This is a genomic window from Sporocytophaga myxococcoides DSM 11118 (assembly GCF_000426725.1).
Taxonomy (GTDB): domain Bacteria; phylum Bacteroidota; class Bacteroidia; order Cytophagales; family Cytophagaceae; genus Sporocytophaga; species Sporocytophaga myxococcoides.
In genome coordinates this window covers 118636-130858 of the sequence record NZ_AUFX01000005.1, presented here as the reverse complement: position 1 = coordinate 130858, position 12223 = coordinate 118636, and the positions used below count along the sequence as shown (strand labels likewise).

Genomic DNA, 12223 nt, shown 5'->3' with positions numbered 1-12223 from the left:
AATGATAGCTGGTCTTTTCTATATAAAAGGACCAGCTATTTTTTTAATGCATATGCAAAGTATGTACCAGCCATCAACAAAGAATATTCTACAGACGAAAAATTTTCTTGCACGAATGAAAGATAAAAATCATTAGTCGTATAGAAATTTGAAGTTAGTATAACTGTGCAATAGGTATACATGGCAATTAAATATCCTGAAAGAGCCAATACACAGGATAATAAAGCGATTAAGATAATCGAGCCACTTCCCTTGAAATAATAAACCATTACAAATGAAATAACTCCAAGCATAATTGTGCATGGTTTAAGTGTATAAAAAATCAACATTTCCCAGCAAAAAACAAAGGTGAGGAATAACGCTACCCAGGAAAAAATGAACTTAATATGGGTATTTTTTTTTATGCTTCCTGAATGAGTATTTGACAAAGAAAGAGAAAGAGACATAGCGCGGATTGTTTAATGAGTTATTAAGCCAAAACTAGCGCCCTAAAATAACTGAGTTATTACTTGCCTGTTAAAAAATTATTAATTAAACAAATGATTCAAAACCAAAACTTAACGGAAGCTCCCAATCTCGCTTTGGTAGAAAAGATATCCAATTTTCTTGATAGTAAGTTCAGAATACCCGGAACTAAATTAAAATTTGGCTGGGATCCTTTGATCGGTCTTATACCAGGGATAGGTGATTTCGCAGGCTTTATCATATCTGCAATACTTATGTTGTACTTGACAAGATATGGAGCCAGCAGAAAAGTAGTTATTGTCATGAGCCTTAATATACTTCTGGATGCCATGATTGGCACAGTTCCATTTATAGGTTCTTTATTTGATTTCGGATTTAAAGCAAACAAAAGAAATATAGAATTACTGAAAGAGCATTATTACGAAGGTAAACACCAAGGTAATGGAAATGGTATTATACTGACAATTATGCTTGCTTTAATAGGCCTCTTTGCGTTGCTTTTATTTTCGATATTTAAATTTGTAAGTTTCATTATTCATATTTTCTAAATACCTAAAAATTTCCGAACGATTTCATCCTAGATATTTGTTTAAGAAACATGATAAATAAAATCCGCCTCTCCCTTTTAACACTGTCCTTTTGCGCTGCAACAACCTTTTGTAGTTTTGCTAAAACACCCGGAAATACTGACGAAAATACCAGTATAGAATCCATTTTTAAATCAGGTATAAAATCAGATAAAGACACCAGAGTTGTCATTAAAGCTATCCTTGGTGTAATAGGATTAAAAGCCAACTTTGAAATAAAACCTGCCAATGTACCTAATGCCACAGCTATTATACAGAAAGACAAAAGGTATATATTATACAATCCTAGCTTTATTTCATCAATAAACAATTCGGTGCATACCAATTGGGCTGCTATCAGCATACTTGCTCATGAGATAGGACACCATCTTAACGGACATACACTGATAAAGGGAGGAAGTAATCACAGAGTGGAACTGGAGTGTGATGAATTCTCAGGATTTATATTAAGGAAAATGGGGGCATCTCTGAAAGAATCGCAAGCTGCTGTAAACGGTTTATGCAGAGATCAGGAATTCCCTACTCACCCGGGAAAAAAGTCGAGACTGAATGCTATTGAAAAAGGCTGGAATAAAGCCGACTGGCAGCAGAAGGGGCTGAATGAAATTATAAAGGAAACAACATCTTCTGAAGATTCATTGTAAGGGAGCAACACTCCCTTATTTTTTTCCCAATGCTTTTTCGATTACTCTGATCACCTCTCCTCTTTTAGAATATCCGTTAGTGATCATGATATACTGCCCATTTACATTTAACAATACGGCAGGAAAACCACTGACACCTAAAGATTCAGCCTGTTTAAATTCTCCGGCAACTGACTGCTTCATTTGTTCTGTGTTAAAGCTTTCCTTAAATGATTCCCTATCTATGTTAAACTCTGGAAGCAATTCCAAGTAGGTGTTTATATCTGAAGTATTTCTATTTTTAACATAAAACGAATTTTGAACTCTTTTAAAGAATTCAAATTCCGAACCTGGTTTTAATTTACGTACTGTTGCAACCGCTCTGGCCGCTGGCTCAGTGTTGAAAACAAACTTGCTTGAGTCTGCCAGCATATTATAACTAAATGGCTGTCCGGTTGCCTTTGTCACCTCTTTCCAATGCTGCCTCAGAAATTTTTTCATTTCAGCATCCATTGGTTCCTTTGTATTTGGCCTTAATCCTCCGTTTAAAAGCTTAAAATCTACTTCATCTTTAAAATGTTCTTTTACAGCTGTAATCTCCGGAGAGAAGCCATAGCACCAGGAACACATGACATCACCTACATAAATCAGTTCAGGCTTTATAATGTTGTTTTCCTGCCTTAACTTAAAGGCCATAGAAAAAACAGCAATAACAACGATTACAATAGCTGTTGCAATAAGAGATTTAAAAGACATATTTTTTAATATATAAAATTAAAAATTAAAAGAGCTAGTAAAAGGTAACATCATAATTTTATATCCCCTCTTGCTGCAGCGAGTCTGCTCTATTTTCAGCATTGATGTTTTCAAAGTTTTCTCTATTAATTTCTTCATAGAGATCCACCCCCGGCTGAGGATTCACCGCTGTACCAGGCTCATTTATAGTTCCTGTCCCAAAGTGATCTGCACTCTCTGCAATAGTAAAATCTTTACAGGACATCAGTCCTGACAATGCCAAAATGATCACCAAATTTCTCATAACACATCCTCCCTTCCTTTATAAAACCCCGCAGGAGATTCGATTGTTTATCTCAAAGAAAGCCCCCTAAGATTAATTGAGAATACTTTTATAAAGTCACTATAATCTAATATTTTTCCAGTTCATAAAAATCATAATCGTTACCTTTCCCATATCTAATAAGATCTGAAATCATATAATTTTCAAGGGTTTGAAGGTCTTTTACCCGAAAGTCATTATCTGCAGTCTTCTCTAAAACCTGAAATAATGCCTTTTCACCATAGTTTTTCAAAATATACTTCTTCCCTACTCTTATATTTTCAAACGATAATGCCATAATTGTTCCCTATGTGATTACAGATACAAAACTATAATTTTTTTTATTCTGTTAAGGAAGTAATAGAACAGGAGGGCTATATTATGAGAGGTAAAGTGCTAAATCAGGGAAATTTTGAATTACTTAAAAGCGTAGAAGGTAGGCTTTTATTACTGATCAATTCGAGCATTAAAAAAGAAAAATTTTTCTGGAATGTGTCTGGAGATTATGAATATCTGATACAGACAGAAGGAGTTAAAGAAAAATCAGGCGATACTACTTTTGAAGTAATAAGAACGGGACATTTCTATTTGATAGACATTATTGATGATCCTGAATACCCAGACTTGCCGCACCTTTATCTTCAGGACGAGAGAAATAATTATGAAGATTTTATTTTGCCAGACGGCTTCCCTGATCTATTAGATACTGAACAGGAAATTATTACAACAGGCAATATCATTGATCAAGAGGAATTAGACACCTTCGTCTATAATTATGAAATAATAGAAAAGAACAAGTATCTTTAAAACATACTTCTTCTGAAACCCACAGCCGGACTGAAAGCCGGCTTTTTTATTAACAAGACATCAAAACCAGCTGTTACAATTGTATCAGAAGTGCAATATTCAATTGTTGGTATGAAAAGTTTGAGACAGATTTTACTATTATGTTTAATTAGCGTGTGTTTATCTTGTGTTAGTAATCAAGGGTCTTCAGAAAACAGAATGATTGGTACTGTAGATATTTATTATCTGGAAGATTCAAGATGGTTTCAGAAAGTTTACAATAGATATATTCCTCTTGAAAATGAAATTGCTTCACTTCAACAGTTACCCGCCGGAATAAAAGTAGTTTTTTTCGGAGGTATATGGCAGGACAAGACTCAGGAGGCTTTGGCAAAATTATATAAAACAGCAGATATGGCGGGGTTTACAGAAGACCAGATTCAAATTTATCTTGTAGATGGAAATTTAAAAAGCCCTGAAGAATTGGAAAAAAATTATCAGATTGCGCAGATTCCTACTTATATTATAGAACGAGACGGAAAAGAAATAAGTAGAATTGAAGGTCTTCCTCAAAAACCAATAGAGCAGGTTTTACTTACCACTCTGGAATTTGAGATTCCCATTGCTCGTGCAACTTCTGCACCTGCATCCCGGGATGCGAAACTTGTAAAAAATACTTCAAAAGTAACAAAAACTAAAAAAAGAAGTGGCGAATAACCACTTCTTTTTTCATATATCAATATCCCTGTTTCCAGGAGTTCGGACCATGCAGGTATTTCTATGAAACATAGCATTTACCGGACAGTATGAGAACATTGCTGTTAATATCAATACCACTCCTCCAATCCCCATGATCCATCCTGCCGTACCGGCAACAACGATCCCTGCAACAAATAAAATAATTCCAACAATCCATCGTGCTGTCTTTTCCCTACCACATACGTTCGCAGCCATAACTTTAAAATTCACAAATTATAATTTATTAAGATTTCTTATAATACAGATCTCAAGGTCTTTCCAAGGTTATCGATTTTATAAGGGAATTAAAAGATTCCATTCAACCTCAATCCTTATCAAACCAAAGATCATAATAACTTTATCTTTTTCTAATGAAAAACTTAGATTTAAATCTGGTAAATAAATTACCTGATTAAAAGAAAAAGATAAGCTCACAAGCCTGTTATATTCACCATCGTCATATCCGGAGTGAACATTCTTACATTAAAAGAACATTTCCATACAAATATTAATTTCTCTACTTCTTAAGTTTTTAATGCGCATTAACAAAGAGGATTATAAGCTGGTTTACTTATAATATGAAGGGGAAAAATTCCATTTTGGAAAAAAAGATTGTATCACCAACTAAGGAGATACTTAAAGTAAAATATCTGGAAACCAGAAGCTCAACGGTAGCAATTTGCAAACACCTGAAAACTGAAGATTACGTTGCACAACCAATCATGGATGTAAGCCCACCCAAATGGCACCTTGGACATACAACATGGTTCTTCGAATACTTTATATTGATGGTGTACTCAGATAAATACAAGGAATACAATCCATCTTTTGCCTTTTTTTTTAACAGTTATTATGAAAGCTTAGGGAACAGGGTATCCAGAGGTGACAGAGGTAATATGACAAGACCTTCAGTAGAAGAAATATATCAATATAGAATCTTTGTTGACGAGGCTATTATAACGCTCCTAGATTCTGTTCCTTTTCCTTCTGATGAATTATCAAAACTGATAACTCTTGGAATTAACCACGAACAACAACATCAGGAACTTATGATTACGGATATAAAATACATATTAGGTCATAACCCTTTATATCCGTCTTTATTTCCCAGAATAGAAACATCCGTTGCATCAGTTCTCCATGGTGAATCAGTTGAGAAATATCTGGAAGTAGAAGAAGGACTGTACGAAATAGGAACTTCAGATACAGATAATTTCTCTTACGATAATGAAAGAGCTAAACATAAAGTATATCTTCATCCCTTTCGTTTTCTAAACCGACTTGTAACCAATGGAGAATACATTGACTTCATTGAAGACAAGGGATATAAAAATTTTACATTCTGGCTTTCTTCAGGATGGGAATGGGTGAATCAGAATCATATAGAAGCTCCTCTATATTGGCATAGATTAGAGAATGAATGGCATTACTATACTCTCACAGAAGGTCTTACAAAAGTTGATAGAAACAAACCCGTTACACATATCAGCTTTTATGAAGCCGATGCTTATGCCAAATGGAAGAATAAAAGATTACTAACAGAGCAGGAATGGGAAAGTGCATGTCTGCTCTACACACCAAACCCTGGTAATAAAAATAACTTTATGGAAAGTCTGGCTTTTGAGCCAAAGGTAAGAGAAAGCGAAAACAACCTTCAGTTATTCGGAGACTGCTGGGAATGGACAAACAGTGCATATTTACCTTATCCCTACTATAAAAAAGAACCTGGAGCTATTGGGGAATACAATGGTAAATTTATGATAAACCAGATGGTGCTTAGAGGGGGTTCTTGCGCAACGCCATTATCGCATATACGACCAACCTACAGAAATTTTTTTCAAACAGAAAAAAGATGGCAGTATACAGGAATAAGATTGGCAGACTATATATAAAAAGTAATGGACATATCAGATATTGTGAAAACTATTAACCAGGAGAACTTTGCAGAAGACCTTATCAAAGGGTTAAGTAGCATCCCGAAATATCTTCCATCAAGATATTTGTATGATGATAAAGGAGATGTTTTATTCCAGAAGATAATGAATCTTGAGGAATATTATCTTACAAGAGCTGAATTTCAAATTCTGCAAAACAATAAGGAAGATCTTCTTGATTATTTTATCCACTACAACAAACCTTTTGACCTTATTGAACTGGGCGCAGGTGATGGACTTAAGACCAGAATACTCCTAAAATTTTTAACTGATAAAAAAGCTGCCTTTCAATACATGCCGGTAGATATTTCAGAAAATATTCTCAACTTATTATCATCCGAACTCAGCGAAGAATTTCCGGAACTAGTATTAAAACCTCAATGTAATGATTATTTCAGCGCCATGTCTGAACTTCGGAAATTTGAAGGAAAAAGAAAAGTAGTGCTGTTTATGGGAGGTAATATTGGTAATTTCAGCACGAAAGAAAGTATTAACTTTTATAAAGAGCTTAGCAGCTGTCTTAAGGCAGGAGATTTAGTTCTCACAGGTTTTGATCTGAAAAAAGATCCAAGATTGATTTTAAAAGCTTATGACGACTCAGAGGGCATTACTGCGAAGTTCAATCTCAATTTACTGGAAAGAATCAACAAGGAGTTTTCAGGTGATTTTAAAATTGAATACTTCAAACATTTCCCATACTACGATCCTGCTACAGGAGAATGTAAAAGCTTTTTGGTAAGCACAGTAAACCATAGTGTGAGACTTAAAGCTCTTGATCTTAATGTTAGTTTCAGAGCGTGGGAAAGTATTCAGACAGAAGTCTCAAAGAAATATTCCGAAAATGAAATAGAAACACTGGCGGATCTTACAGGTTTTGCCAAAATTCAGAACTTTTACGATGATAACAAATATTTCACAGACTCTCTGTGGGTGAAAAAATAAAAGTTAACACATTTTGCTTATTTTGCACCGCGAACCACACTGAAGGATAAAATTGTTTTAATTTCATATACTTTATAATTCTTTATATAAAGAATTAAGGGATAGACTCCTGAGTAGGTAAGCAATTTGAAAAATTTGTTAAGCAAAATGAAAAGTGAATTTATTAACAAGGTATTTCTTTCTTACAAACTGGCGAAACCTAATCCCCAGCCTGAAAGCATATATGAAATTTTAAATGAATATCTAAAGCTGATGTTTCCGGAATTATCTGAAAAACAATACGGAAATATTGAGGAGGTTGAAGCAAGATATAAAGAGCTGCATCAACAGCTTTTAGCTGCTTTTCAATCGATGCAAAGATTCCTCCCTAAAAAGGCTGAAGTTATTACTAACGGTTTTCTGGATTACTTACCTGGCATTTTTGATAAGTTAAAATCAGATGTTGAGGCAATTGTTATCGGCGACCCTGCTGCTACCAGTGCATATGAGGTAATAAGAGCTTATCCGGGTTTTTATGCCATTGCCATGTATAGAATGGCCAATGCACTTTCTAAGATGTCGATTCCTGTTTTAGCCAGAATTGTTACTGAGTTTGCTCATTCAAAGACAGGTATTGATATTCACCCGGGAGCTGAAATTGGTTCACACTTTTGCATAGACCATGGCACAGGTATCGTTATCGGTGAAACCTCCATAATCGGAAGCCATGTTAAAATATATCAGGGAGTAACGCTTGGAGCACTAAGTGTAAACAAAAGTATGGCAAGCAAAAAAAGACATCCTACAATAGAAGATCATGTTGTTATCTATGCAGGAGCAACAATCCTTGGCGCCGATACTATCATTGGGCACCACAGCATTGTTGGAGGAAATGTCTGGCTGACTAAAACTGTCCCTCCTTTTTCCACTGTATACCATAAAGCTCAGATTGAAATTGGTAAATTGGAAGACATCAAAGGACTCCCCGGATATTGATAAATCAAAATATTATAGATTAAAAGATTATAAAATTCTACTCAATGGCATCACTTCTTGACTTTGTTGGAAATACTCCACTGGTCGAAATAAAAAATATAAACCCGAACAAAGCTGTAAAAATTTTTGCCAAGCTGGAGGGACACAATCCTGGTGGAAGCGTAAAAGACAGAGCAGCTTATAGTATGATCAAAGGCGCCCTTTCCCGCGGTGAGTTAAAATCAGGGATGAAGCTTGTAGAAGCAACAAGTGGGAATACCGGAATAGCCCTCGCCATGATAGCACGTTTATTCGGACTGGAAATTGAAATAATCATGCCATCTAATGCAACGAGGGAAAGAGTACTAACAATGGAAGCTTTTGGAGCAAAGGTGATCCTTACTCCTTCAGAGAAGTCAATGGAAGGCGCTATTGACCTTGCTCATGAGAAGGTCGCTGGAGGAGGTTATTTTATGCTTAACCAGTTCGCGAACCCAGATAATTATATGGGGCACTACCATGGTACAGGTCCGGAAATCTGGAGGGATACAGAACATAAGATAACTCATTTTGTATCTTCAATGGGTACTACTGGCACCATAATGGGTACTTCTAAATTTTTAAAGGAAAAAAACGAATCCATACAAATTGTTGGTGTCCAGCCTATGGATGGCTCACAGATACCAGGAATCAGAAGATGGCCGAAGGAATATCTTCCTAAAATATTTGATCCGTCAAGGATAGATAGAATTATTGATGTATCACAGGAAGATGCCACTAATACAGCCAGAAGACTCAGTAAAGAAGAGGCTATCTTTGGAGGAATGAGCAGTGGAGGAGCTATGGCAGCATCAATAAAACTTGCTAAGGAACTAGATAAAGGTGTTATCGTTTGCATCATATGCGACCGAGGAGACAGGTATTTATCTACTGATTTATTTGGCCAGTAAAACTCTAAAAACCTTTTATATTGATATCAGTTTTCTATCTGAAATCAATATAAAAGGTCAAATGTCTTTTTCATCTTATATTCGTCAAAGGACAGCGTTGCTGGTAGGAGTTTTTTATCTTTTCTCTTGTGAAAGTTCAAAAAAAACAAGTACAGGATCAGAGTCAACAACAGGTTATAATGAAAAGGGCATTATAGAAGTTCCGGATGAATACGCAATTTCTAAAGAACGTGCTGGAAATTTAACTATAGACATGCCTATTGGAAGCATTTTCAATTATTATGATAAGTCCCAAATTAGCAAATCTTCCTTTACATCCGAAGGACAAAAATTTGAAGCTTATTTTATAAAAACCAGCAGAGACACCTCAAGGTATCTTAGAGTAGACCCAATATGCACGGACTCCTGCAAAATCTGGAGAATTAAGGTATACGACAAAAGATATAAAACAAGATCAGGAATAGGAATAGGCTCAAAAGTAGGAGATATAAAAAGTTACCATTTTATTGACTGGGCCGGAAATACTGAAGATGGTCCGGCCTTTGGTCTTGAACGCCTCGGAATTACCTTCCTAATTGATACTAACACTTTATCAGCGTCCGCAAGGGAAAATATAGATATTGAAACACTATCTGATTCTGCCAAAGTATCAGGTATACTGATTACTAAAGGCCTCAGTCGTTGATCTTACCTACATATATATTCTGTATAAAAAATGAGAGCCCTGACCAGGCTCCTTTAAACTTCATTTACAGACATTACAACTCCTTTGTAATTATTTTCATTTTCAAGTAGTCTCCATATCTTCTCTGCAACCTTTTCGGGAGATACCAGCATGTGCTCCTTTTTATAATTAATGAATTCCTCTACACGACTAAAATCTTCCGGTGAAACTTTTCTAATCTCAGTCTGCATAGGTGTGTCTAATATTCCGGGAGCAAGAGAGAAAAATCTGAAATTGCTATGTGAAAACTTAGCTTCGTTGGCAGCCACAGCGGTCTGCATATCAAGAGCTGCTTTTGAGCTGCAATAAACAGACCACCCGTCGACAGGTTTTTTACCTGCACCGGAGCTGATATTTAAAATCAATTTTGATGCATCATTATTTCTATATCTGCTCACAAATTCATTCATGAGTAAAGCAGGGGCTATAACATTACAGTTATATCCATCTATGATCTTACTATCATGTTGTTTTCCCAGATAAGTAATTTCACCAATACTGCCTGCATTATTAATCAGACAAATCTTTGAAGGATTTTTAAAATTTGGGAAAATACTATTGTAAAACTTATGAAGTGAATCAACCTCTGAAAGGTTTATGAAGAGGTGCTCGTAATTATCGTGGTGAATAGAGGCGGTGCGTGAGATTCCTATAACAAAATTGCCGGGATCAGACAAAATACGCTCTGCAATTGCTTTTCCTAATCCCTTGCTGGTTCCTGTTATTATATAATATTTCATAGTTCCTGATCGGCTTCCTTTTTCATAGAATAACCAGGAATCTCAATTATAGTTGTAGTACCCTCAGAAATTTTGGAATGCAGCTGTATTCGGCCTTTTAACTTTTCTATTACACTCTTGACAATATAAAGTCCCAAACCCGAACCATCAGACAACTCAGTTCCCCTGTAAAACATATCAAATATCCTTTCTTTGGAATCTTCGTGGATCCCGATACCATTATCAGTAAAAACAGCCCTAATCAATTGAGGACTACCACTGATATTTATGGAAAGAAATGAATTAGCGATATTTATACGCTGATATTTTATGGCGTTCGAAATGATATTTTTGAAAATAATTTTTAACCTGATCAGGTCTGAGCAGAATTGACCATCACATGAAATATCCCAGGTGATGTTTATCCTGTCTGCATTTTTCAGGAATCTCAATTCATCTATGGCTTCTTGTATGAGTATTGAAAAATCAATTGGGCGTTGCTCCATTTCAAGACGATCATTTCTTGATATGGATAAGAGGTTAATGATATAATTATCCAGTTTTTTGGCCGATTCCCCAACAAAAGACATGTATTGCTTAAGCTTTTGTGTGTCCTTTTCTTCCAGAGATATTTCCACTAATCCCCTAATGGAAGTAAGGGGAGCTCTCAAATCATGGGAAGCTCTGTACACAAAATGATCCAGCTCAAAATTAATCTTCTTCAGTTCTTCTTCAGCCTGTTTTTCCTTTGAAATATCTCTGGCAATTGTAGATATATATTCAAGATGCCCTTGCGAATCCAGGTGTGCAATAATTACCTGAGAGACCGGAATAGTTTTTCCTTCAGAAGTGATAAATCTTGATTCTCCTTGCCAGGTGCCATGCTTTAGCGCATATGGTATAGCTTCTGTAATCAAATATTTATAAACATCCGGAGGATGCATTTCCATTAAACTCCTTCTGATATTTCCAGCATTATTTTTCTCATCCAGCAATTTCACTCCGGCATAATTCATATATACATTTTGCCCTTGAACATTAACCATTGCCACAAGATCAGAAGTAGCTTCAAGAATTTTATTCGTCCTGTTATTCTGTTGTTCTATTAATAACTTATCCGTAATATTTCTTACCAGATAAATGTAGTTTTCACCTGAAGGGAAAACAGTAATTTCAAACTGATTAAGAACGCCTTTCATAAAAGCCTCATAAGAAAAAGTCAGAGACTTTCTTTTCTCCATCATCATTTGACCTATCAGTTTATCTCTTTCCGGAGTGGATGCTGATTTAAAAAGATCATCAAATCTTTTGCCTGCAATTTCTTCAAATGCATAACCTGAGATTTCCTGAGCAGCTTTATTCCAATAAATAAATCTGAAATCTTTATCGCATATGCAACAAATGTCGGAGATATTGTCAAGCAAAGTAACCATATTATCTGCATTGACTTTGTTGATTACATCCTTCCTACTTTGGGTGAACACCCTTAAAGACAGCAAATTAATAACTACAAGAGCTACTATAAGTGTGGTGAATACCAAATAGCTGTAAAGCGAGTCTTCGTAAGTATTGGTAAAAATAAAAAAAGCAAAAGCAAGGCTGATTCCTGTTAAAAGAAATAACCTTAAAATTACCGTATTCCTGTTAATATCGCCTTGAAAAATTGTCATAAAAATCTGCAACCCGTCTTATAAACTTGCACAAAAATCCTAATACTGTTCGAGTTACGAGTTTACTAACAATT

16 protein-coding genes are annotated in these 12223 nt (G+C 35.4%); 9 read left to right on the top strand and 7 right to left on the bottom strand.

Features of this window, described 5'->3' with window-relative positions; genetic code table 11:
* Window positions 1–35: 35 nt before the first annotated feature.
* On the bottom strand, window positions 36–293 hold the full coding sequence (locus tag K350_RS32285; RefSeq protein ID WP_156026958.1) for a hypothetical protein: 258 nt from the start codon (window positions 291–293) through the stop codon (window positions 36–38).
* Window positions 294–539: 246 nt separating this feature from the next.
* On the opposite strand from K350_RS32285, the gene K350_RS0106560 reads away from it, so the two are divergent.
* On the top strand, window positions 540–1013 hold the full coding sequence (locus tag K350_RS0106560) for a DUF4112 domain-containing protein (protein WP_037574433.1): 474 nt from the start codon (window positions 540–542) through the stop codon (window positions 1011–1013).
* Window positions 1014–1063: 50 nt separating this feature from the next.
* On the top strand, window positions 1064–1696 hold the full coding sequence (locus K350_RS27735) for a hypothetical protein (protein ID WP_051312925.1): 633 nt from the start codon (window positions 1064–1066) through the stop codon (window positions 1694–1696).
* Between the two features lie 15 nt (window positions 1697–1711).
* Here the strand turns inward: K350_RS27735 and K350_RS27730 are convergent, their stop codons facing one another.
* The 3 genes from K350_RS27730 to K350_RS0106540 form a co-directional block, all read right to left on the bottom strand.
* Window positions 1712–2431, bottom strand: a complete 720-nt coding sequence (locus tag K350_RS27730) for a DsbA family protein (RefSeq protein WP_051312924.1) — start codon at window positions 2429–2431, stop codon at window positions 1712–1714.
* A gap of 58 nt (window positions 2432–2489) precedes the next feature.
* Complete coding sequence (locus K350_RS0106545) at window positions 2490–2714, bottom strand: hypothetical protein (RefSeq protein WP_028979220.1); 225 nt, start codon at window positions 2712–2714, stop codon at window positions 2490–2492.
* Between the two features lie 106 nt (window positions 2715–2820).
* Window positions 2821–3030, bottom strand: a complete 210-nt coding sequence (locus K350_RS0106540) for a hypothetical protein (protein ID WP_028979219.1) — start codon at window positions 3028–3030, stop codon at window positions 2821–2823.
* Between the two features lie 83 nt (window positions 3031–3113).
* Between K350_RS0106540 and K350_RS0106535 the strand changes: the two genes are divergently transcribed.
* Window positions 3114–3539 (top strand): hypothetical protein, encoded by a 426-nt coding sequence (locus K350_RS0106535; RefSeq protein ID WP_028979218.1) that lies wholly within the window; start codon window positions 3114–3116, stop codon window positions 3537–3539.
* A gap of 198 nt (window positions 3540–3737) precedes the next feature.
* On the top strand, window positions 3738–4235 hold the full coding sequence (locus K350_RS0106530) for a thioredoxin domain-containing protein (protein WP_028979217.1): 498 nt from the start codon (window positions 3738–3740) through the stop codon (window positions 4233–4235).
* A gap of 12 nt (window positions 4236–4247) precedes the next feature.
* Here K350_RS0106530 and K350_RS0106525 read toward each other — a convergent pair whose 3' ends face one another.
* The gene (locus K350_RS0106525; protein ID WP_028979216.1) at window positions 4248–4472 is read right to left on the bottom strand and encodes a YgaP family membrane protein; all 225 of its coding nucleotides are present in this window, start codon (window positions 4470–4472) and stop codon (window positions 4248–4250) included.
* A gap of 383 nt (window positions 4473–4855) precedes the next feature.
* Between K350_RS0106525 and egtB the strand changes: the two genes are divergently transcribed.
* The 5 genes from egtB (at window position 4856) to K350_RS0106500 (ending at window position 9721) form a co-directional block, all read left to right on the top strand.
* Window positions 4856–6148: an ergothioneine biosynthesis protein EgtB gene (egtB, locus tag K350_RS0106520; RefSeq protein ID WP_245598547.1), complete on the top strand. Its 1293-nt coding sequence runs from the start codon at window positions 4856–4858 to the stop codon at window positions 6146–6148.
* A gap of 6 nt (window positions 6149–6154) precedes the next feature.
* The gene (locus K350_RS0106515; protein ID WP_051312922.1) at window positions 6155–7132 is read left to right on the top strand and encodes an L-histidine N(alpha)-methyltransferase; all 978 of its coding nucleotides are present in this window, start codon (window positions 6155–6157) and stop codon (window positions 7130–7132) included.
* 147 nt (window positions 7133–7279) lie between these two features.
* Window positions 7280–8107: a serine O-acetyltransferase gene (locus K350_RS0106510; RefSeq protein WP_028979213.1), complete on the top strand. Its 828-nt coding sequence runs from the start codon at window positions 7280–7282 to the stop codon at window positions 8105–8107.
* 44 nt (window positions 8108–8151) lie between these two features.
* Complete coding sequence (gene cysM / locus K350_RS0106505; RefSeq protein WP_028979212.1) at window positions 8152–9036, top strand: cysteine synthase CysM; 885 nt, start codon at window positions 8152–8154, stop codon at window positions 9034–9036.
* A 61-nt stretch (window positions 9037–9097) separates the two neighbouring features.
* Window positions 9098–9721 (top strand): hypothetical protein, encoded by a 624-nt coding sequence (locus K350_RS0106500; RefSeq protein ID WP_156026957.1) that lies wholly within the window; start codon window positions 9098–9100, stop codon window positions 9719–9721.
* A 53-nt stretch (window positions 9722–9774) separates the two neighbouring features.
* Here K350_RS0106500 and K350_RS0106495 read toward each other — a convergent pair whose 3' ends face one another.
* Together K350_RS0106495 and K350_RS30880 are read right to left on the bottom strand one after the other, a co-directional pair.
* Complete coding sequence (locus tag K350_RS0106495; RefSeq protein WP_028979210.1) at window positions 9775–10500, bottom strand: SDR family NAD(P)-dependent oxidoreductase; 726 nt, start codon at window positions 10498–10500, stop codon at window positions 9775–9777.
* Window positions 10497–12149, bottom strand: coding sequence for a PAS domain-containing sensor histidine kinase (locus K350_RS30880; protein ID WP_051312921.1), 1653 nt, complete (start codon window positions 12147–12149; stop codon window positions 10497–10499). Before K350_RS30880 ends, K350_RS0106495 begins: the two co-directional genes overlap by 4 nt.
* Between the last annotated feature and the right edge of the window lie 74 nt (window positions 12150–12223).